Source organism: Bacillus sp. AF62 (genome assembly GCF_050312695.1).
Taxonomy (GTDB): domain Bacteria; phylum Bacillota; class Bacilli; order Bacillales; family Bacillaceae_G; genus Bacillus_A; species Bacillus_A cereus.
The window spans coordinates 1-21,364 of record NZ_JBNPJZ010000058.1 but is presented as its reverse complement, the minus strand read 5'-3'; the positions used below and the strand labels follow the sequence as shown (position 1 = coordinate 21,364).

Here is a 21,364-nt window from a genome sequence, read left to right as displayed (position 1 = left end):
TTCATTCTTATCTAAAAACTTAATTTTAAAAAGCAGTGACACGATTACATAATACCTCTAAGCTTTTGACAATTTCTTTCGCTGTTTCATCTTTCCCATTACACAACTTCCCTTTACCATCTTGTCCAATTACATAATGCACAGCTCCGCGCGAATATAAAGAATGTGGTGAATTCGCAATCATTACATTCGCCCTTGCTTCTTTCATTCTATTTTTCGCTCTTTCAAACAGTTCTTCTTCATTTAAATCACTTTCAAGTTTAAAACCAATAAGTACTGTTTCTGGGTCCCATTCTTTTATTTGTTTTAATACTTTTGGAGCCTTTTGAAAGTGAATAATCGGTGCAATATCACTTGAAATTTTTCCGTTCATATTAAGAACATTACCATCTTGATCACAGATCTTCTCCACAATCCAATCTGATCCAGCCGCTGCCATAATAACCGCATCAACCTTTTCATGTGTGATGATACTTTTCATTTTATCTTGTAAATCAACAATCCCTTCAAATGGATGTAATTCTAACCCTCTATGTACATCGCTCGGTTTCTCCGCAAAATAACCGTGTAAATATATAACATGTGCCCCTTTAGCTAGAAGTTCTTCTGCGATTATCCTTCCGATTGTACCTTTAGCCATATTCGTATGCCCGCGTACTTGATCCCATTTTTCTAGACAACCACCGCTCGTAATTAATACCTTTTTCCCTTTCATTGTAACCATCCCTTACTAATTTTTCTTACGAAACCATTCTGTTCCAAAGTCAACTATATCACGCTGTTTCATTAGACGACACGTTGCATTCCCTATCTTCCCATTTTTTACAGTTCCTTTTCGCTCAAACTCAACACCAATTTCTACAAACTTCTCAGATTCGTAATCCATTTCAACAAACTCTTTCCACACTCTTTCACCGTTTTCTATAATAGGTGCTCCTACTTGTATTAACTCACATGCACCAGTACGCACCTCGGATAAATGAACAGACGTATTTGAATCATATCCAACACCAATTAATAATACGTACCCGTCTAAATCGTATATTTTTCTTAATGGAGATTCTTCTCCAAAGCTCATTGATAATGAATGGTTCATTGTTATTTCTACTGCATGTTTTCCCCATGCAGCAAAACTTCCTAACGGATGATTACTACGTACTACATTCGGATATGTACGAAAACATTCAACTATTTCACCCATTCCCCTTGTTGGGGTTATACGTGAATCAAATGCAGGGACGTTATCTCGGATAATTTGCCACCAGTCTTCCGGTACAGGTGGTCTTGACCAATGTTTCGGATCGGACAAATCCGAAGATTGCGTTGGCATTATTATCGTTCCTTCTTCCGTAACAACTTTCATTAATGCTTCTACTACGGCAACCGCACCACCAGATATCCATCCGATAGAACTTAGTGATGAATGAACGATAATTGTCATTCCTTTTTCGATTCCTAATGCTTTTAAATCTTTTGTTATTGTTTCGATTGTATTTGGAAATTGTGTGCTTGCTACTATTTCATTCATTTTCATATTGGTTCCCTCACTAGCCACGTAAATTTAAACTTTTATATAAATATATTATCATATTTTTCTTAATTTTTAACTTAATCATATTCATTACTACAAAAATATGTATATGGGTGTACTGAAGCCTCAAAACTCTATTAAAATCGTAGAGAATGATAAGCGAGAGTTTTATTAAATGAAGAAAAATGTAAATCTTATTTTTTCAAGCTATACTCCATATGCATATTTTTATACTATTTTTTCAAATAACAATGAAATCTTTCGATTCCCATATATTTTTCTCCTAAACTTTTAACTTGAAAACCAATTCTTTTATAAAATTCTACCGCCCCATCGTCTGTCTCTGCTTCTATATAAGTCAATTGATATATCCTTACCACTTCTTTAATCATTTGCAGTGCAATTCCTTTTTGACGATAATCTGAAGCCACTGCTATATGACATACTCGTGCTTTAGTTGCTCCGATTAATTCAATACCTATACAAGCTTTTTCTTCATATTTGTACAAAGTCCCTTTATTACTTTGATAAAATATTACTGCCGTCTTTAAGCTTATTTCATTTGGACCGACGGCATATTGTAGCACATTTAATATTGAATCTTTTTCAATTTGTTCAACACGCTGTAAATTCATATTTTCATCCCTTTCTATGAAAAAAGACTAACTCTTAATAAAAAGAGCTAATCTCATTACGCCGTTATTTTTTCTTCTTTTTTTACAACGACAGCCACATAACTATGAAGTATCATTCCAATAATAACGAGACTCATACCAACCCAAGATAAAGATGACGGAATTGGTGCAGATAACCATATCAGCTCTCCTACTAGCGCAAATAAAACTTCACCAGACTGCGTCGCTTCCACTGTTGCTAGTTTTTGTGGATCATCTTTTACAAGATCTGTTGCAAAGAAAAATAATATTGTCGCGATTAACCCAGAACTAACTGCTACAATAAAACATTGAAAAACTTGGTTACTTGACGGTAATCCGCCAGTTGATACTTCGTAACCAGATAATAAAAACCAAAATGGTAAACTTGCTAATGTCATACCGAGTACTCGCTGAAATACATCTAATTCCCCTTTACAAACTTGCATCATTTTTCGATTTCCAAGAGGATACGCAAATGCTGCAATAAGTACAGGAACTACACATAAAACGGTTTCACGAATACCTAATGAAGAAGCATGTTCTACTTGCATGAGAACAACACCGAATAAAATAATGCCCGACATAACTAATTCCTTCATCGGAAGTTTTTTATGTAGTGGATCCACCGCAAAAAATGGTGTTAACAAAATCCCTGCAACGATTGTAATTTGCCATGTTGATGCAACGAGCCAACCTGGTCCGAACGCTCCAGCAAAACTAAGCGGTGCATAAAAGAGACCAAATCCAACGATACTCCATACTAACCATTCTTTCGGATTGTTTTTCATATATTGAAAGAGTTGCTTTAAGTTCCCTCTATACATAACAATAAGTAATAGCATTGGAACCATAAAATAATACCGTAATGATGCACTCCAAATCCAGCTTCCACCTTCTAAGTCCATTGCCCGGTTTAAAACAAAGGTAAAGGCAAAGAAAAATGATGCCAGTATCCCTATAACAATTGCTTTCATCGTAAAACCCCTTGTATTTAATTTTTAATCTCTATAACATATATTTTAGTATACGCGATGAAAAATCTACATACAAACTTACATTTCACTTTCCATTCACTTGCAATGAAAAAGATAATAATACATTCATTCATTTATTATACTTAATATAAAAACATTAAACAGAAATAATTTTAAAAATAAGTTACTTCTATGGATGTGATAACACTGAAAATATACAGAGCCTCTATACAATCTATTTTATTTGTACTTTCTTTCGGAGTTGTTTTCCTTCTAATAAGTGTTTTATCTTTAATGGAAGAATTTGATTTACTAGGAATTATTTCAATATTTTTCTCCTTATGGCTACTAAAGTATGCCCTAACCTTATGGAAAACACGTGCAAACGATATAGGTTCCTATTGGGATGATGAAGGAATTGTAGTAGATTTGCATGGGAATAAAGTGTATTGGTATGAAATCGAGGATATTACATACCAAAATTTTTAAGGGTCAAAATCTACCTTAATCTCGACCTACTATACTCACCATGAAAATATACGAATCTGCCATAAAAGATGGCTACCAACTATTGCACATTCAATTTACTGGTTTTCTATTGAAAAACCAAAAAATTATCATAAAAATTTAATGATAGCTTGGGAAGAAAAACAAACGAATAAAAATAAACGCCCCCTTTAATTATTATTTAGGGGCGTTTGTTTATTCAAAAATTAAAGAATATGCAGTTTATATTCTCTATATAATTTCCTCAATCGACTTATATGTGCTTGATGATACCGATTATGATCTGCTATATGCCAAACTCCCCATCTTATAGTCGCATTTTCCCCTTTTTCATACAAAACTTCCTCTCTTAAAAGAACAACACCATATGTTCATCATCACTATACACACCATTCATTTTTATAGCCTTTTTTTCAATTCCGTACGTTTTAAATCCCATTGATTCATATAATCGTTTGGCTGGTTCGTTCGTTGACACAACCCCTAAGTTCAATTGCTCTAGCTTCATCTCTTTTGCCCTTTCAATTGCTTTACGTATTAAATCACGTGCAAGACCACTTCTTCGATTTTCAGTATCTACATACATTGCAACGATATGCCCTTTATGCTTATATGCGTCCTTTTCTTCTGTTAATAAAGTAACAACCCCAACTAAACGATTTTCATTATTAAAAGCACCAAATGTAAAACTACTGTTGGATGAAAGATTACCCGCAACGCGTTCAAGAGGGTTTTCTTGACGTACTGCTTCTTCATAAGTCGTTACAAATGCTTCTGGATTTACTTGTAGTGCTTGTAAACGTAACTCCCAATATTGTTTTGCATCCGCTTTTGTAAGTAATCGAATCATTTTATCTTCCCCTTTTTAATTGACATAATATTTTTATAGGTTATTATTTTTTGATTCATACTCTTCTTTTAATATACTGTAACGATAGCGATGAATGAACTTCCCCTGTCTCAATCGATCATTTCTCATTAACCCTTCGCATACAAATCCGGCATTTTCATAACTCTTTTTAGCTTGTGTATTATCTTCATCTACACGTAACCAAATTTTCTCCAATTCAAACTGGGAAAAACCTATTTGTAACATGCTGTTTAGAGCTGCCATTCCAAATCCTTTCCCCCAATAGTCTTTATTTCCAATCGTAATTCCTAGTTCTGCATTTTTATTTGTTTTATCAAAATTTTTAAGGTCTACCCATCCAATATGTATACCTTTCTCAGTAACGATCGCCCTTTGTTCATAACCATTTTTTCGGCTTATACAAGCTTCAATCCAGATTCTCGTATCTCCACGAGTGAACGGAGGATATTGGTCTGGTACGACTAAATGCTTTGTTACATCGCTATCTAACGACCATTGATAGCGATCTTCTACATCATCTAGTGTCAATTCTCTTAATTGAACATATGGTACATTCATTTTTCTCTCCCCTTTTTATTTACCAATAGAAAATCCTTCGAACACTCTTCCACCATACTGTTCTAACGTCATTTCTATAAAATGAATTAATTCATTTTTCTCTCCCGTTTTATAAAAATGATCAAAAGCCGCTACAAATTTGTTTGCATATTGCTCATCATATCTTCTTAGCACTCTAATAAACCATTTTGAACTCCCAAGCCACCTACCATTTACTCTTAATACATATTCATGTACTAAATCCGCTAATAAATTAGCGATAAACAATTCTTCTTCTCTTTTTGTTGCACCAATAAAGTCATCTAAAGTATCCGTAATAAAATATCGCTTCTGCTTAATCGTTTCTTCGGTCCATTTAGCTGGTCCTTTATGTAGTAAATCATTCGCTTCTTTTTTTAATTTCTCAACAATTTCCTTTTCCCCTTTTAATGCAACCCCTTCTGAAACTAATTGTGGTAACGACGGTCTCCCTCGATCACAATCCATTTTGAAAAAGGTTTTATATGTTGTAAAATTATGAACAAACACCTCAACAGGCCATCCATTACTATAGAAAGATTCTCTATAACAAGAAGTTAAAATTTGGTCAACTATTACAATATCAAGGTCAGATGTTTTTGTCGCTTCTCCTCGTGCAACGCTTCCACCGAGTAAAGCTACATCACAATTCGGAAATTGTGATGTAATTATGCTTTGTGCTGCTTCAATGGGCTTCATAGCCGTTCCTCTTTTCTTATTTCATTTTCTTTTTTTCAGCTCTTTCTCTCGCTTTTTTTATATAGCTTTCTGCATCTGGTGTTTTACATGATGTTGTACCGTGATCAACCTCTACTTTTCCAATTTCACGTGCAATTTCAATCGCTTGTCGCTCTAAGTCTTCATTACGAATTCCTATTGCGAATAAAGCACTATTCATCGCTTCTTTTTTTCTATTTTTTTCATTATGTATATTTTCTTTAATCTCTTCTAAGTATGGAGAGAAGAAATCATCATGTAACGCTTTATTTTTAATCGATATATTTGCTAATAAAGACCAGCCAGCTCTTCCAATCCATTCATCATTAGACTTTGTCCACTCTTGCATTCTTTCTATTGCAATTGGCGAAGTACATATAGATGTCATAAAAACATCCATTAAACAGTAATAATCAACATCCTGAACCCAACTATTAAGCTGTTCTGCTGTTATATTCTTCGGGTCTAAAATATAAGTTGCTAATGTCATCGCGTCCATATTTTTTGTTTCCCACAATTCAACTGCTAAATCGTGATCTTTTTTTATTTTCTTTTTTAACAATTTTAGATTCGCAAAACTAACTCCGAATAATGGCTCTTTCGCTCCGTGGTTTTTATACGTTTTTCGATTTTGTTCTGTTCCATATTCCTCTAGTTGCTGCATTACTTCCTCAAGTAACATATACCCACCTCTTTATCTTTTATGTTGACTGTATATATGTATGTACGATATATTCTACATTACTTTTTGTTTTTCCTATATTTATTTTTAAAATACGATATGTGAAATTTCTAAACATTGCACAGCTATACCATCAAAAAACTGTACATGTTAAACATACAGTTTTTTGATGGTATCAATTTTGCGTAGAATAAGATATAAACTACGAAAGAACTTTTAATGGTCCTCTCAATCACCTATTTTTTCAACTAAATTTTTTACATCTGACCACTCTTCTATTGACCCTGCGTCCGGAAAAACTGTAACTACATTAAAATTCGCACCTTTTTCTTTCCCAATTTGTTTAGCTGCTAATAAATTCGCTGCCGCAGAAGTTCCTATTTTTATACCAGTATCTTTGTAAAAACGTGCCATTTCATACAGGGTATCTTCATATGAATAAGTCCATTGTTTTTCTATCAAATTTTCTTCCTTTTCTATGAAATGTTGTTTCCTTCCTAAGCCGAACCCACCTGATCCAGCATATTTCTTTAAATCATTTGGTGGTTGTTCCGAACCATAAGGCAATTCAGCAGGCATTACTAAATGTAGTTCAACATTTTTTGTATAATTCTTTATTGCTGTATAGACTCCCATTAGAGTTCCACCAGTACCAGCAGATGCTACCCATGCATGTATTGGTTTTCCATTCATTTGTGCAATAATTTCTCGCCCTGTACCTTCTATATGACTTACTAGATTTGCATTATTATAATGTTGGAATAAAAAGTATAATTCTGGCTTTTGTTTGCTAATCTCTATTGTTTTCTCAATTACTGCGTAGAACCCTTTATATTTATCAACTAAGATTACGTTAGCACCATAACGATCAAGTTCATTTAAGAGAGATTTACCGGTTCCAGAACTTAAAACTAACGTGCATTGAATCCCTAAATAATTACAAATACACCCAATTGACCTCGCTAAGCTTCCACCACTATACTCTAAAATATTTTGTTTTTTGTCCGCTTCTTGTAAATATTTATTAATCATTCCAAGTGCCGCCCTATCCTTAATTGACCCTGTAGGGTTATGCCATTCACATTTAGCATAGATAGAAAGGTCCTTCGTTTCTTTGCATTCTAATTTCACGAGAGGTGTATTTCCAACATGTTTAGAAAACTCTTCAAAATGGTTTACTATCATACTTTTATACCTCCTTCATAAATTATGTTTATTACATTTGTTCTTAGCCAAAATACTTTCTACATTTTAATAACTCTCTCAATAAAAATTTCTTATATAAAAATCCCTACAAACACTGTAGGGATTTATGTCTAAATCATTTTGTTACACTCTATTTCATATGAAAATAGTTTTCTTATTCAGATGCATTCATAAGCACAATTCTCCAACCGTCTGGATCCTCTATTGTGGTTCCTTTCTCTATCCAATACGGGTTTTCAGGTTCTACCTCATGATAGCCCATATTACTTAATCGATTCACTATCTTTTCAATTTCATCTTTAATAGGCATATAAAAAACTAGTAAATTATCTTTTGTCGGTGCCGGACATGGACTTCCATTAACATGTGTAGTAAACTCCAAATGATACTCTTCATCTGGTAAGCCAAACATAACCCCATCATATCCTTCATGATTGTGAAATTCCCCTATACGTTTTAAACCTAATCCTGTTTCATAAAAACTTATCACTTCTTCAAATTTATCTGTTGGTCTTGCAATTCTAAATTGAACCCAATTCTTCATGCAAATCTCCTCCTTTTCATTTTCCAAAGCTTTATAGTAATTAGTATAGGTTACATATATTCCCTTTAACATCCCTCATTAGTGTGAACTTCCTAAGTTGAAAGACCTATTAGTTAATAAACAATAGGACTTTAGTATAAAATTCATATAAAATTAGTTATATAAATATAGAGATGAATTACAAGCTATTACGTATGAAATAGTTCTCCTTGCAGGGCCTTTATATACCGATCAGCAGATCTTTGTACAGCTTTATTCGCATCTTCCACCACACCATGAAATGCATTATATAGTCGACTAAATTGGATATCTTTTACCTTCTCTGCCATATCTCTAACTTTATTCGCTGGTAATGGAATGAGATTGGGATAACTATACATAAAACTTACCCATTTTCGATCCGAAACTACTTGTATAATATCACCTGATAACAAAATACCTTTCCCTTCATTACCGTCTTTCCAATGTATAACAGTTCCACCCTTAAAATGGCCTCCTAAGCGATGCAATGTAAGTTCTTCCGATAATATCAGATGCTCCCCAGACCAAAATTTAATTTGCTTACTCGGACGAACCACCCACTCTTTATCATCTTCATGAATATAAATAGGTACATTGAATGTTTCCGCCCATTTAACTTGTGTAGAGTAATAATGTGGATGAGAAAGTGCTATTGCTTGAATACCACCTAAATCATATATACGTTGTATCGTTTTATCATCTAAATAACTAATGCAATCCCACATAACATTTAGAGTTTTACTTTGTATTAAAAATGCTGTTTGTCCAATCGCAAATTTAGGTTTAGTAGTAATGCTATACAAACCGCTTTCTTCTTTTATTATTTCGTTTTTGTATAAATTGCTATTTTGCATCGTTTCTAATGTTGTCCATGACTGCCCAATTGGATTAACATATTGTCTTTCCTCATTACAAATTTTACAGCGAGAAGGTGCTTCTTCATTTTCGGGATACTGTACTCCACATGTAGTGCAAATATAATTATCCATATTCCCACTCCTTTTTTCATGTAATTGTTTCTTTACCAATATTTTAATAAAAAACAAAAATATTCGAATCAATAATTGGAACGAAAATGAAATGATACGAAAGTATGATTAGTCTCCTTTCGTTTTAAGACTTTAGCCTAAGTACTATATTTTTCATTTCTTCTTTCTGTGAAAGTTGCATATCGTTTTTAATAGAAATTCCAAGTAAATTAAACTTTTACCCATTAAATAAGTGAATACATCTTTTCAAAATAAATGAACCTATTCATAGATTTTGTCACACCTTTGACAAAGTTGCACTAAGCGATACACATTAGGGGTATAGTATATTTAAAGTAACGATAAAAGAATATTCAATAATTTTATCTTCCTTATCGTTACTAGATTCAATTCGTAACAAATAAAGGAGAGGTTTTAATGGAAATCGTTATTATGCTCTATGATGGAATTACTGCATTAGATGCTATTGGTCCATACGAAGTATTTGCTGCAGAAAGCAACAACAACATAAAATTTGTTGCTAAAACGAAGGGATTAATAAAATTAGATTCGAAAATGGGCTATTTACATGCTGATTACAATTTTAATGAAATTACTTCAGCAGATATTCTTATTATTCCCGGATGTCGTCCACCAAACTTTACACAACTTATGAAGGATGAAGAAACTCTTAATTGGATTCTCCAAATACATAAAACGACAAAGTGGACTACAACTGTATGTACGGGCTCCTTAATCTTAGGTGCTACTGGTCTACTAAATGGTGTTAATGCTACTAGTCATTGGAGCTGTTTTAACTTACTTCGTTCTCTCGGAGCTATTCCAACTGAAGAGAGATTCGTGCGCCATGAAAAAATTATAACAGCTGCTGGTGTATCTGCAGGTATTGATATGGCCCTTCAGTTAATAGCTTGGGAATTTGGAGATGAAAAAAGCAAAGCAGTTCAACTCATGTTAGAATACGACCCTCAGCCTCCCTTTGATACAGGTTCTCCTAAAAAAGCGCATGCATCCTTATTAGAAGATTTAAATTTGATGATTGAAAGTTTAAATAATAAAGTTTAAATTCATCCTATTTTTCAAAACTGCAATTGATATAAAATCTTGCATACTTTTGAGTAAACTTTTTTACACTTGTAAAAAAGTTTTTTTGCATTTCCCTACCTATAATTGCTAATATAGTAGAGTAGAACTTTTATAGAGAGTAGGAAAATTATGCACAATGGAATTCGAATGACAACTTTAGTAAAAAGGGCTATGTTAGTTTGTGCGGGGGTATTATTCACATACGAAGCGGCTTTGGGATCAGTACATACTGCTCTAGCTAGTACAGAGGATGAAGCAAAATCTGTTCAACTTGTAAGTGAGATTCAAACATCTCTTGCTCCGAAAGAAGCTCCTAAACATTATAACGGGCAAGTTAGAAAAGTCGCTTATTTAACATTTGATGATGGTCCTGGAAAATACACAGCTGAGCTTTTAGATATGTTAAAGAAAGAAAATGCAAAAGCAACATTCTTCCTAATTGGTTCAAACGTAAAAGCTTTCCCTGATCTTGTAAAACGCGAAGATGCTGAAGGCCACTACGTTGGGATGCACAGTATGACTCATAACTACAAGAAACTTTACACAGAAGGTCATTACGTAGATGAAATGAAGGAAGACCAAGGCTTAATCGCTGGTGTTTTAGGTAAATCACCAGTATTAACTCGTCCATCTTACGGCTCTATGCCAGGATTAAACGAAGCTCTTCGCAACAAAGTTGTAGAAAATGGCTTAAAAGTTTGGGATTGGACAATTGATTCTTTAGACTGGAAATACAACAAAATGCAAGTTGATGCTGCATCTGCTAAAATTGTAGAAAACGTGTTACATGGTGCTACAAATCCAACAGAAGTTATCCTTATGCATGATATTCATCCACAATCAGTAAAAGCAGTTCCTGGAATTATTAAAGGACTGAAAGAAAAAGGATATGAATTAGAAGCATATAATGAGAACGAACACTTCCCATTAAACTTCTGGCATGATAATCGTATGTAATGAAAAGACTTGATTCCCTCTAGTAGGTTATCAAGTCTTTTTTTATTCCATATATTAAAAAATATAGCCAACTAACTTCACAATTTCACTAATCAAAATACCGACCACTGCGAAATCAGAATCCCCGAATGTTGTATTCTCAAATCCTAAACCACCTAATATAGGTAATAATATCGCTGGTAGGAATGAAATTAGTAACCCATTTACAAAAGCGCCAAGTATCGCTCCCCTCCTACCTCCTGTTGCATTTCCAAATACAGCTGCTGTTGCTCCTGTGAAGAAGTGAGGAATTAATCCTGGTACTATTACACTTAAACCGATAAATGGAAGCAGAAACATGGAAAGGAGTCCAGCAATAAAACTTGTTAAAAAGCCAATAATAACTGCATTTGGTGCAAACGGAAAGATTGTTGGACAATCTAATGCCGGTTTTGCATTTGGTACAAGTTTATCCGCAATCCCTTTAAATGCAGGTACAATTTCTGCAATTAACATACGTACACCTGCTAGAATAATATATACACCTGCTGCAAACGTAATGGCCTGCATGAAAGAATAAACGAGATAATTTTGTCCGTTACTTAATTCAGTTTCGATAAACCCCTTACCAGCAAATGGCGCGACAATAAAGAACAATACAGCCATCGTTAATGACATAGATACTGATGTATCACGTAAGAAACCAAGTGATTTCGGAACTTGAATTTGTTCTGTTGATTTTTCTTTATTTCCAAATTTACTTCCAACAAACCCTGCCGCTAAATATCCAACAGAACCGAAATGGCCAATTGCAATATCATCCATCCCTGTAATCTTTCTAACATACGGTTGTAGTAATGCTGGAAAAATCACCATGAGTGCCCCTAAAATAACTGACCCAATAATGACTAGTGAAGCGCCTTGCATCCCTGTAGTTGAAAATACCGCTGAAATTAAACATGCCATGAAGAGCGTATGATGACCAGTTAAAAATACATATTTAAATTTCGTAAATCGTGCGATTATTAAATTTGTAATCATACCAAATACCATGATTAATGCCGTTTCTTTTCCTAATGTTTGCTGAGCTATTGCAACAACAGCTTCATTATTTGGAATTATACCTTTAATATGGAATGCTTTATCAAATATTTTACCAAAAACGTCTAAAGCTCCTACTAATATAGTAGCTCCGCCTCCTAAAACGACAAAGCCCATAATTGTTTTTAAGGTTCCTGAAACTGTGTCTGCAAAGTTTTTATTTTGCAGTAGTAAACCACACATAGCAAATAATCCAACTAATATTGCAGGCTGTCCCAAAATATCCTTCATTATTATATCAAACATAGCATTACTCCCCTTTCACTGTACTACATCAGGTGTTTTTGTAATGCTTCTTTAATTTCATTTTGATCTAAAATATTTGTTAAACCAGCAACTGTGCGTGTGCCATCTTCAAGATTACAAATAATATCTTTTGCACCTAAATATAAATCAGCTTGCTCAGATTTACTAGAAGCTAAATCTGTATGAGATACTTCTGCTTGTAATCCTAGTTCATTTAAAATTTTCTTCACATTCATTTCCACAATAAAACTACTTCCTAAACCATTTCCACATACAACTAATACTTTTTTCATTTTAATTTCCCCTTTAATTAGAATATTTAGCTATCATTTCTAATAATTTATCTTTTGAATCTGAATGTATTAACATTTCCACATTTTTTTGTTCAGATAGCATCTCACTTAATTGTGCTAATGCTTTTAAATGTGTTTCATTATCTATAGCCGCTAGCACAATAATCAAATTAGCAGCATGCTCTTGTTTTTCTGAAAATGAAACACTTTCTTTTAACTGTAGTAAACTCATTCCTAGCTGCTTAACTCCTGCTTCTGGACGAGCATGTGGTATTGCAATTTTAGGTGCAATAACAATATAGGGACCTAATTTTTCTACATTTACAATCATTTCATCAATATATTCTTCAATGATATATTGATTTTGTAATAACGGTTCAGCTGCTACCTTTATCGCATCTTTCCAATTATCAACTCGATTTTGTAGTTGAATAAACTCTTTAGTTAAAAGTTCGTTTAACATTGGTTTATATTTCTCCTCCTTCTCAAAATACACCGGACCACTCATAAATTCAGTCAATTCTCTTTTTAAAGATTGCTCATCTACTACATCGGAATATTTTCGAATAATTCCCATGACTACATCAACAGAATCCTTTTGATTCTCACCATACAATACTCCATTTACGTTTCTTAAAAGAGATGCTTTTTCAGAATCAGTTAGAATTGGATTCACCTTAAAAACAGGTACCCCTCTCTTCTCAATTTCAGTAGTTGTAATAATACAATCTACATCAAATGTATTTGATTCATATTCTCGCTTTGAAATTGCATTTAATATATCCACATTTGAAAATAATTTTTCTAATTGGTATTGCAACATACGTGATGTTCCAATGCCATTCGGACATACAAGTAGCGCAGTTTTCCGCGGATTGGGAACGATTCCTTCTTTCCTCATCCACGCTCCAAAATGCATAGTAATATATGCAATCTCATCATCTGAAACAGATTTTCTCACATATTCTTCAAAATGATGAATCACTTTTTTTGTAAGACAATATACCTCTTTATAATTTTGCTGAATCGTATTCAGTAATGGATTTTCAATATCTATTCCATACTTCACCCGATAAAATGCGGGTTTCATATGCAAATATAGGTCTGAAGACAGCCCGTTAAAATCTTCAAATATAACGCAAGCATAGTCCTGAAATTCTTTAATCATCCTGTCAACAACCAAATGTATTTCATCCTTATTATTTTTTTCATACATATTTTCCTGGTAATTTACTTTTGCACCTAACAAATGCGTCGTAATATAATAAATTTCATCACTTGGGAATTTAACAGCAAACTTTCGCTCAAACTGCTTCGCGATATACTTTGCTGCTTCAAATTGCTTTGAATCTCGAAGAACATTTTTTTCTGCTTCTTCCATTTCAATGTACTGTCCTTTTAAAATACGTCTATGGAACAAATACATGTAAACGCTTAAATTTTCAAGCACCTCATCTGTATATTGGATACCTAAAAACTCTTCACAGTTTGAAAGAATATTTTTTATGTTGTAAAGTGTTTCTCGTTCCAGAGTATCTTTTTCTTTCCTCATGTCAGTTATAATGCATTTTACTTGTGATATTAAATACTCCCAGCCGTTTTTGGAAATAATGTGAGAGAGACTGGAAATTAACAAATTTCGTTTATCCTGTTCATCTCCAGCAATTTGATAGCCTTGTTTACGCCCAAATTGTAATAATAAATCATACTTATTTAGTTCTACTTTTAGCTTTTTTAAATCTGTAAGCACAGTATTACGACTTACTTGTAAAAGGTCAATTAAGTCTTCTAATAAAATTCTGTTTTCCTTTATGAGTAAGCATAAAATTAACCATATTTTTCTTTCTTGTGGAGAATATTCATATTGATCACTCGTAAATTCATTTAATTTTTTTACTATTATCTGTTTCGTTTCATTATTTAAGCAATAACCTAGAGGCCGGATATATTCAATTGAATGTAGCCCTTCCTCTTCTAACCAATCTTCAATCTTCTTAATATCATAATAAATTGTTCGCTTAGAAACTCAAATTACATCAATTAATTGATTTATAGACACATAACCTTCTGCTTGAATAATTTGTTGCAAAATATTTACACTTCGATTACCTAATATCATATATGGTGTACACCCTTTCTATACTTGTTCACTAATTGACTTGCAAGTATAGATACTAACTTTGCAAAATTAGATTTTGTAATCGTTTTCTATTAATATAATATCTTTTATTACCTCCAAATATAAGTCCAAATTTTGTTTTCTCTGTAGTGCAATGATTGTGCTTTAAAAATTACTTCAGCATACATTCCCCCGATGGAATACTTTATTTTCCTTTAATTCTAAAGTTCCCCTCATTATTCATTTACAGCAATGACAAAAAGATCTTTAGAATTTTTAATATAGCTTAGCACATATTAACCATAAGGAGTGATATGTATATGGAGTTTCTCTCATCTGAATATTTGTCTGCCTTACTTGCCATCATTGTAATCGATTTAGTGTTAGCCGGTGATAATGCCATCGTAATTGGATTAGCAGCAAGAAGATTACCGAAAAACCAACAAAAAAAAGTTATTATATGGGGTACTGTCGGGGCAATCGCTATTAGAGCCCTCGCTACCTTAGTTGTCGTTTGGTTATTAAAAATACCTGGTTTACTCCTAATTGGCGGTGTACTTCTTATATGGATCGCTTACAAGTTGATTGCTGAGGGCAAAAATCATGATATTAAAGCCGAAGAAGGATTTTGGTCTGCTATTAAAACCATTATTATCGCTGATGCGTTAATGGGCATTGATAATGTACTCGCTGTTGCAGGAGCTGCCCATGGTAACTTTTCTTTAGTAATCATTGGTCTATTAGTTTCTATTCCTGTAGTCGTATGGGGCAGTACATTGATTTTAAAATGGGTGGATCGTTTTCCTGTCATCATTACGATTGGAGCAGCGGTTTTAGCTTATACTGCTGCAAAAATGATTGTAGATGAGAAATGGTTTGCTGGATTTTTCGAAAGTAACCCTTTCATTAAATGGGCATTTATCATTATTATCATCGTCGGTGTAGTTTTCTTCGGAAAGGCAAAACAAAAAGCAACAGCTAGTTCTGTCTAATAATGATGGTATATTTACAAATAAAAAGCGCTATTCATATGAATAGCGCTTTTTTTTATTTAGCTTCCCCTTCCGGAGTCGTTTTTACCTTCGTTTTGTTTTTATCACGATTGTTATAGTTATACTTCGAACGATCTACTGGAGTGAATCCTTCCGGTGTGTAGAATCGTAATAAGTCACCATTTACGACTTGGTCAGAGTATTTTAGTGAGTTTTGAACCATTTGTTCATTTTTCTTTATTTCATCTGTAAATTCTACAGGTTTTCCAGTTGTTGTATCATAGTATTTGCCGTTTAGTGCAGTAACAGTTGGGCTTACGTAGTTACCGTTACGGAACGCAACGACTTGTTTATGCTCTGGTGATAATAAATCTGAACCGAATTGAACATAGTTTTTCGTATCTGTACCTAGTAAGTGTAATAACGTAGGAAGAACGTCAATTTCACCGCCATATTGATGTTGTACGCCACCTTTCACTCCTGGTACACGAACGATTAAAGGTACACGTTGTAACTGTGCATTTTCAAATGAGTTCATTTCTTTACCCATTACTTTTGACATTGCTGCGTTATGATTATCTGAAATACCGTAATGGTCTCCGTACATAACGATAATTGAGTTATCATATAAACCAGATTGTTTCAAGTAATCGATGAAGCCTTTTACAGATTCATCTAAATAGCGTGCTGTTTGGAAGTACGTATCTACTGATGAATCACCTGTTGTAGCTGGTTCAATTGTTGCTTCTGCCTTATCAATTGGATAAGGGAAATGGTTCGATAAAGTAATAAACTTCGTATAGAACGGTTGTTTCAACGTTTGTAATAACGGAATAGATTCATTAAAGAACGGTTTATCTTTTAATCCGTAGTTTACTACGTCTTTTTCATTCATATCGTAGTATGACGCATCAAAGAATTTATTAAAACCAAATGATTTATAAATATCGTCACGGTTCCAGAATGTTTTGTAGTTACCGTGGAATACTGCTGATGTGTATCCTTGTTGTCCTAAAATAGCTGGTGCTGATTGATACGTATTATGAGATTTCGTTGTAAAGACAGAACCTTGTGGTAAACCAAACATTGAATTCTCTAACATAAACTCCGCATCAGATGTTTTCCCTTGTCCTGTTTGATGGAAGAAGTTATCAAAGTATAGTGTATTCGCATCTTTTGTAAATGAGTTTAAGAACGGTGTAACTTCTTGACCATTTAATTTGTAATCAATTAAGAAGTTTTGGAATGACTCTAAATGAATATAAATTACGTTCATTCCCTTTCCTTTACCGAAATACTCAGGATTTGGACTTGCATAAGTTGATGTTAAATAATTTCGTACTTCTGTCATATTATCGCCATCAGCTAATGCTCGTTCTGTCGATGCTTTCGCACTTTGAATTCCATCATAAATTGTGTAGTTGTATGCCCCTAAATATTTCACAATATAATTACGGTCAAACGTTCTTGTTAATAATTCAGGACGGTCAGACTCTGCAAGACCTAAGTTAACACTGAATAATAAAATACCTGCTACAAATACTAGAGATAATTTATGCTTCGCAACACGAATTGGTTTTGGATTTACGAATTTTGTTGCGACTAACACAATTAATATAATCGTGTCTAAGAAGTATAGTGGATCATAAAGATGTAGCAACGCAAGAATACTACCACCTAAATCTCCAAAGTTATTCGTTTGTGTTAATGTCGGGAACGTAATAAAGTCACTGAAAAAGCGATAGTAAACTACGTTTGCGTATAAAAGAATCGACAATAACAAGTTGATAACGATTAACCAAATATAAGATCGTTTCCCTTTTGCAAATAATGCAAGTCCTAAAAATAGAACTGCTGAACTAAGCGGGTTGAAAAACAGCAAGAATTTTTGGATTGTGTTTGAAATTCCTAAATTAAATTCCGTTACATAGGCTGCATACGTTTTGAGCCACAATAAAATAACGGCAAACAGAAAGAATCCAAAATGATTGCTTAACACACTTTTGCTCTTTAATAAGAACTGTTTCATTTCTCCACCTCTTTTAATCATCCAAGGCTTATTTTTTATAAGTCTGTCTCTCTATTCAAATTTTCTTCTTCAAATAGATTATCTTTATTTAACTATATGAAGAATATTAGTAATTATAATTTGAAGCTAGTATTTATTCAACTATTTCTTTTTAAACATTTTGACCTTGGTTTCTATTTAACAAAATAAATTTGTAACATTTCCTGTTTTCTCCCAAGATTCATCCACTAATTATGACATCCCATACTATATACCTTTATAAACTCATTCGCAAACTATTCTATCTCCAATTTTGGTACATATTTCACATGACAAAATAATGTTATTTAATTATATTGCTCACCTTACATTCCCCTGCTTCAACTAAATCTTAAAGTCATTACATCTCTTCCGTACATGAAAAATCCTCATGTTCACTAATATTATATTTGAATAATTATTCATTTGCCCCACCAGTGGTGTTATGTTTTCTCGACAAAAAAACTCGCTCTAAAAAGAGCGAGTTTTTTCATGATATATTATTGACCTTTGTACATTGCATCTACTTGTTTTTGAAGTTCTTCATTTTCTAAGTACTCATCGTAAGTTGCCTCTTTATCGATTACACCGTTTGGTGTTACTTCGATAATGCGGTTTGCAATTGTTTGTACGAACTGATGGTCATGAGATGTGAATAACATTGTACCTTTGAAAGCAATTAAACCGTTGTTTAATGCAGTGATAGACTCAAGGTCTAAGTGGTTCGTTGGATCGTCAAGTGTGATTACGTTCGCACCACTTAACATCATTTTAGATAACATACAACGAACTTTTTCGCCTCCAGATAATACAGAAACGTTCTTCTTAACTTCTTCACCTGAGAATAACATACGGCCTAAGAAACCACGTAAGAAGCTTTCTGACTCATCTTGTGGAGAGAATTGGCGTAACCAATCAACTAAGTTATAGTCACTGTTCTCAAAGTATTTAGAGTTATCTCTTGGGAAGTAAGATTGAGATGTTGTAACACCCCATTTGAATGAACCGCTATCTGGCTCCATTTCACCCATAAGGATTTTAAATAATGTTGTCATCGCGATATCGTTACGACCGATAAATGCAACTTTATCACCTTTATTTAAAGTGAAGTACACATTATCTAACACTTTTTCGCCATCAATTGTTTTAGAAAGGCCTTCAACAGTTAATAAGTCATTTCCTATTTCACGCTCAGGTGTGAAGCCAACGAATGGGTAACGACGTGATGATGGTCTAATATCATCTAATGTAATTTTATCTAATAATTTTTTACGAGAAGTTGCTTGTTTCGCTTTAGATGCGTTTGAGCTAAAGCGTGCAATGAAGTTTTGTAACTCTTTTACTTTCTCTTCTTTTTTCTTATTAGCATCTTGTGTTAATTTTAAAGCTAATTGGCTTGACTCATACCAGAAGTCATAGTTACCAACATAAAGTTGAATTTTACCGAAATCAAGATCAGCCATGTGCGTACATACTTTATTTAAGAAGTGACGGTCATGGGATACAACGATTACTGTATTTTCAAAGTTCATTAAGAAGTTTTCTAACCATTGAATCGCTTTTAAGTCCAAGTGGTTGGTAGGCTCATCTAGTAATAGAATATCAGGTTTACCGAATAATGCTTGAGCAAGTAATACTTTTACTTTCTCTGCACCAGTCAATTCTGATAATTTTTTGTCATGAAGATCTTCACCAATACCAAGACCTTTTAGAAGGATTGCAGCTTCTGACTCAGCTTCCCAACCGTTAAGCTCAGCGAACTCACCTTCAAGTTCTGCAGCACGCATTCCATCTTCATCACTAAAGTCTTCTTTCATGTAAATAGCATTTTTCTCTTGCATTACTTTGTAAAGTTGCGTGTGACCCATAATTACTGTTTCTAATACTGGGAACTCTTCATATTCGAAGTGGTTCTGTTTTAATACTGCTAGACGCTCACCTGGCGTAATATGTATATCACCTGTTGATGGTTCAATTTCTCCAGATAAAATCTTTAGAAATGTTGATTTACCAGCACCGTTTGCTCCGATTAAACCGTAGCAGTTACCTGGCGTGAATTTTATGTTAACATCTTCAAATAATTTGCGATCCGCGAAACGCAAACTAACGTTACTTACTGTAATCATTTGTGTCCTCCTACTAATACCGCTTATTTCAGCGTTTTCTCACCGATTGTCTTAAAAAATCGCATATTACGACTCAATTATTGTAGACTATAGCTATTATATAGTAGAAGCTGGATGAATAGCAACGGTTGATTACCTTTCTATAATGAAATCGGATAGTTTTTATCCATTCCCCTAGCTATTGTATGTATATCATTGACCTCTTTCTCATATAACCATTCACTTCTCATTCTGTAATACATTGGATTCATTTTTCATTCAAAATTTTATATATAGAAAAACTGTAGAGAAATCATCCCCTACAGTCTTCACTTATTTCGTATTTATTATCTTTTCTTTATAACTCTTCAATTTACTCGTTAACCCCATTAAAGCAGGTAACAATATCGGCATCACGATTAAAGCTAATAGTAATAGTGCAACGCCAACAACTGATGCTACTTGTATAAGTGTTAATACACCTGAAGGGATTAATGCTGCAAATGTCCCTACTAAAATTAGCGCCGCTGATAATACAACTCCTCCTATATGACGAGATGCAGTTATAATTTTCGTTACCGAATCCCCTTCTACCTCGTTATAGCGCATCATTACGAAAATACTATAATCCACTCCTAAAGCGACAATCATAATGAAGCTAAAGAATGGAACATTCCAGCTTAATGACTCTACATGTAATACATGTGCACTAATTTGTTCGCTTATACCAAGCGATGCAAAGTACGCTAATAGTAATGAGCCAATAATAAATATTGTATTTAATAATGAACGTGTAATTACCATTAATACAATCGCAATTCCAAATAACATAATCGTAGCTGTACGTAAGAAATCTTGCCCCGTTACTTCTTTTAAATCAACGTTTCTAGCTGTTGTTCCGCCAATTGCTGTTTTCGCATCCTTTAATTCCGTTCCCTTTACAGTGCCCTCGATTGTTTTATTGATTTCTTGAATAATCGGCATTGCTTCTTTTGAATACGGATTTACATCTAAAATGATGATCATTTTAGCAATCTTTCTATCTTGTGACATGTACGTGTTCAATGCTTTTTGGAAATCTCCTCCCTCTAAGAACCTGTTTAGAATCTATGGTATAATCTGTACAAAAAAGGATATTTTCTATGATACATAATTATACAAGTAA

At 33.6% G+C, this 21,364-nt stretch carries 19 protein-coding genes and 3 pseudogenes; 4 read left to right on the top strand and 18 right to left on the bottom strand.

From position 1 onward, the window contains the following. Nucleotides 1-25: 25 nt before the first annotated feature. The 4 genes from ACQRBL_RS12010 to ACQRBL_RS11995 all read right to left on the bottom strand — a co-directional run bounded on the left by ACQRBL_RS12010 (nt 26) and on the right by ACQRBL_RS11995 (nt 3,161). Nucleotides 26-715 (bottom strand): phosphopantothenoylcysteine decarboxylase, encoded by a 690-nt coding sequence (locus tag ACQRBL_RS12010; RefSeq protein WP_000676727.1) that lies wholly within the window; start codon nt 713-715, stop codon nt 26-28. A gap of 15 nt (nt 716-730) precedes the next feature. Further along, complete coding sequence (locus ACQRBL_RS12005) at nt 731-1,534, bottom strand: aminoglycoside N(3)-acetyltransferase (RefSeq protein ID WP_000783341.1); 804 nt, start codon at nt 1,532-1,534, stop codon at nt 731-733. Nucleotides 1,535-1,764: 230 nt separating this feature from the next. Continuing rightward, nucleotides 1,765-2,166, bottom strand: a complete 402-nt coding sequence (locus ACQRBL_RS12000; protein ID WP_411995591.1) for a GNAT family N-acetyltransferase — start codon at nt 2,164-2,166, stop codon at nt 1,765-1,767. A gap of 56 nt (nt 2,167-2,222) precedes the next feature. Then, a complete protein-coding gene (locus ACQRBL_RS11995; RefSeq protein ID WP_000644593.1) occupies nt 2,223-3,161 on the bottom strand; it encodes a DMT family transporter in 939 nt (312 codons plus the stop codon). A gap of 294 nt (nt 3,162-3,455) precedes the next feature. Between ACQRBL_RS11995 and ACQRBL_RS11990 the strand changes: the two genes are divergently transcribed. Then, the gene (locus ACQRBL_RS11990) at nt 3,456-3,650 is read left to right on the top strand and encodes a hypothetical protein (protein WP_230387334.1); all 195 of its coding nucleotides are present in this window, start codon (nt 3,456-3,458) and stop codon (nt 3,648-3,650) included. A gap of 224 nt (nt 3,651-3,874) precedes the next feature. On the opposite strand, the pseudogene ACQRBL_RS11985 reads toward ACQRBL_RS11990, so the two are convergent. The 8 genes and pseudogenes from ACQRBL_RS11985 to ACQRBL_RS11950 all read right to left on the bottom strand — a co-directional run. Next, nucleotides 3,875-4,021: pseudogene (locus ACQRBL_RS11985) on the bottom strand (DinB family protein); the annotation flags it as partial. Further along, nucleotides 4,018-4,518 carry a GNAT family N-acetyltransferase gene (locus ACQRBL_RS11980; protein WP_063547638.1) on the bottom strand — a complete coding sequence of 167 codons (501 nt, stop codon included), beginning with the start codon at nt 4,516-4,518 and terminating at the stop codon, nt 4,018-4,020. The pseudogene ACQRBL_RS11985 and the gene ACQRBL_RS11980, both read right to left, overlap by 4 nt. Before the next feature lie 33 nt (nt 4,519-4,551). After that, nucleotides 4,552-5,097, bottom strand: a complete 546-nt coding sequence (locus tag ACQRBL_RS11975; RefSeq protein ID WP_023522259.1) for a GNAT family N-acetyltransferase — start codon at nt 5,095-5,097, stop codon at nt 4,552-4,554. Between the two features lie 15 nt (nt 5,098-5,112). Beyond that, complete coding sequence (locus ACQRBL_RS11970) at nt 5,113-5,814, bottom strand: nucleotidyltransferase domain-containing protein (protein ID WP_411995592.1); 702 nt, start codon at nt 5,812-5,814, stop codon at nt 5,113-5,115. A 16-nt stretch (nt 5,815-5,830) separates the two neighbouring features. Continuing rightward, nucleotides 5,831-6,514 (bottom strand): DNA alkylation repair protein, encoded by a 684-nt coding sequence (locus ACQRBL_RS11965; protein WP_023522260.1) that lies wholly within the window; start codon nt 6,512-6,514, stop codon nt 5,831-5,833. A 228-nt stretch (nt 6,515-6,742) separates the two neighbouring features. Then, complete coding sequence (locus ACQRBL_RS11960) at nt 6,743-7,699, bottom strand: PLP-dependent cysteine synthase family protein (RefSeq protein WP_078993802.1); 957 nt, start codon at nt 7,697-7,699, stop codon at nt 6,743-6,745. Nucleotides 7,700-7,874: 175 nt separating this feature from the next. After that, the gene (locus ACQRBL_RS11955; RefSeq protein ID WP_000800667.1) at nt 7,875-8,264 is read right to left on the bottom strand and encodes a VOC family protein; all 390 of its coding nucleotides are present in this window, start codon (nt 8,262-8,264) and stop codon (nt 7,875-7,877) included. A 188-nt stretch (nt 8,265-8,452) separates the two neighbouring features. After that, a complete protein-coding gene (locus ACQRBL_RS11950; RefSeq protein ID WP_000371021.1) occupies nt 8,453-9,274 on the bottom strand; it encodes an MBL fold metallo-hydrolase in 822 nt (273 codons plus the stop codon). 417 nt (nt 9,275-9,691) lie between these two features. On the opposite strand from ACQRBL_RS11950, the gene ACQRBL_RS11945 reads away from it, so the two are divergent. Then, nucleotides 9,692-10,339, top strand: a complete 648-nt coding sequence (locus ACQRBL_RS11945; RefSeq protein WP_000407025.1) for a DJ-1/PfpI family protein — start codon at nt 9,692-9,694, stop codon at nt 10,337-10,339. Between the two features lie 150 nt (nt 10,340-10,489). Next, nucleotides 10,490-11,317, top strand: coding sequence for a peptidoglycan-N-acetylglucosamine deacetylase (locus ACQRBL_RS11940; RefSeq protein WP_000551449.1), 828 nt, complete (start codon nt 10,490-10,492; stop codon nt 11,315-11,317). A 54-nt stretch (nt 11,318-11,371) separates the two neighbouring features. Here ACQRBL_RS11940 and ACQRBL_RS11935 read toward each other — a convergent pair whose 3' ends face one another. The 3 genes and pseudogenes from ACQRBL_RS11935 to ACQRBL_RS11925 all read right to left on the bottom strand — a co-directional run bounded on the left by ACQRBL_RS11935 (nt 11,372) and on the right by ACQRBL_RS11925 (nt 15,055). Next, entirely contained in the window at nt 11,372-12,643 is a 1,272-nt protein-coding gene (locus ACQRBL_RS11935) for a PTS ascorbate transporter subunit IIC (RefSeq protein ID WP_023522263.1), read from the bottom strand. Between the two features lie 23 nt (nt 12,644-12,666). After that, entirely contained in the window at nt 12,667-12,936 is a 270-nt protein-coding gene (locus ACQRBL_RS11930; protein WP_000757316.1) for a PTS sugar transporter subunit IIB, read from the bottom strand. Between the two features lie 13 nt (nt 12,937-12,949). Then, nucleotides 12,950-15,055 (bottom strand): annotated as a pseudogene (locus ACQRBL_RS11925) (BglG family transcription antiterminator). A gap of 320 nt (nt 15,056-15,375) precedes the next feature. Between ACQRBL_RS11925 and ACQRBL_RS11920 the strand changes: the two are divergent. After that, nucleotides 15,376-16,047, top strand: a complete 672-nt coding sequence (locus tag ACQRBL_RS11920; protein WP_063547656.1) for a TerC family protein — start codon at nt 15,376-15,378, stop codon at nt 16,045-16,047. Between the two features lie 55 nt (nt 16,048-16,102). On the opposite strand, the gene ACQRBL_RS11915 is transcribed toward ACQRBL_RS11920, so the two are convergent. From ACQRBL_RS11915 to ACQRBL_RS11905, 3 genes and pseudogenes are all read right to left on the bottom strand, one after another. Further along, nucleotides 16,103-18,076 (bottom strand): LTA synthase family protein, encoded by a 1,974-nt coding sequence (locus ACQRBL_RS11915; protein ID WP_000808777.1) that lies wholly within the window; start codon nt 18,074-18,076, stop codon nt 16,103-16,105. 518 nt (nt 18,077-18,594) lie between these two features. Further along, nucleotides 18,595-20,220: an ABC-F family ATP-binding cassette domain-containing protein gene (locus ACQRBL_RS11910; protein WP_000633860.1), complete on the bottom strand. Its 1,626-nt coding sequence runs from the start codon at nt 20,218-20,220 to the stop codon at nt 18,595-18,597. Between the two features lie 312 nt (nt 20,221-20,532). Next, nucleotides 20,533-21,291: pseudogene (locus ACQRBL_RS11905) on the bottom strand (MMPL family transporter); the annotation flags it as partial. Nucleotides 21,292-21,364: the final 73 nt, after the last annotated feature.

Coding starts and splice junctions, on each gene's coding strand:
- ACQRBL_RS12010 (WP_000676727.1), bottom strand. CDS start 715: ATGAAAGGGAAAAAGGTATTAATTACGAGCGGTGGTTGTCTAGAAAAA.
- ACQRBL_RS12005 (WP_000783341.1), bottom strand. CDS start 1,534: ATGAAAATGAATGAAATAGTAGCAAGCACACAATTTCCAAATACAATC.
- ACQRBL_RS12000 (WP_411995591.1), bottom strand. CDS start 2,166: ATGAATTTACAGCGTGTTGAACAAATTGAAAAAGATTCAATATTAAAT.
- ACQRBL_RS11995 (WP_000644593.1), bottom strand. CDS start 3,161: ATGAAAGCAATTGTTATAGGGATACTGGCATCATTTTTCTTTGCCTTT.
- ACQRBL_RS11990 (WP_230387334.1), top strand. CDS start 3,456: ATGGAAGAATTTGATTTACTAGGAATTATTTCAATATTTTTCTCCTTA.
- ACQRBL_RS11980 (WP_063547638.1), bottom strand. CDS start 4,518: ATGATTCGATTACTTACAAAAGCGGATGCAAAACAATATTGGGAGTTA.
- ACQRBL_RS11975 (WP_023522259.1), bottom strand. CDS start 5,097: ATGAATGTACCATATGTTCAATTAAGAGAATTGACACTAGATGATGTA.
- ACQRBL_RS11970 (WP_411995592.1), bottom strand. CDS start 5,814: ATGAAGCCCATTGAAGCAGCACAAAGCATAATTACATCACAATTTCCG.
- ACQRBL_RS11965 (WP_023522260.1), bottom strand. CDS start 6,514: ATGTTACTTGAGGAAGTAATGCAGCAACTAGAGGAATATGGAACAGAA.
- ACQRBL_RS11960 (WP_078993802.1), bottom strand. CDS start 7,699: ATGATAGTAAACCATTTTGAAGAGTTTTCTAAACATGTTGGAAATACA.
- ACQRBL_RS11955 (WP_000800667.1), bottom strand. CDS start 8,264: ATGAAGAATTGGGTTCAATTTAGAATTGCAAGACCAACAGATAAATTT.
- ACQRBL_RS11950 (WP_000371021.1), bottom strand. CDS start 9,274: ATGGATAATTATATTTGCACTACATGTGGAGTACAGTATCCCGAAAAT.
- ACQRBL_RS11945 (WP_000407025.1), top strand. CDS start 9,692: ATGGAAATCGTTATTATGCTCTATGATGGAATTACTGCATTAGATGCT.
- ACQRBL_RS11940 (WP_000551449.1), top strand. CDS start 10,490: ATGCACAATGGAATTCGAATGACAACTTTAGTAAAAAGGGCTATGTTA.
- ACQRBL_RS11935 (WP_023522263.1), bottom strand. CDS start 12,643: ATGTTTGATATAATAATGAAGGATATTTTGGGACAGCCTGCAATATTA.
- ACQRBL_RS11930 (WP_000757316.1), bottom strand. CDS start 12,936: ATGAAAAAAGTATTAGTTGTATGTGGAAATGGTTTAGGAAGTAGTTTT.
- ACQRBL_RS11920 (WP_063547656.1), top strand. CDS start 15,376: ATGGAGTTTCTCTCATCTGAATATTTGTCTGCCTTACTTGCCATCATT.
- ACQRBL_RS11915 (WP_000808777.1), bottom strand. CDS start 18,076: ATGAAACAGTTCTTATTAAAGAGCAAAAGTGTGTTAAGCAATCATTTT.
- ACQRBL_RS11910 (WP_000633860.1), bottom strand. CDS start 20,220: ATGATTACAGTAAGTAACGTTAGTTTGCGTTTCGCGGATCGCAAATTA.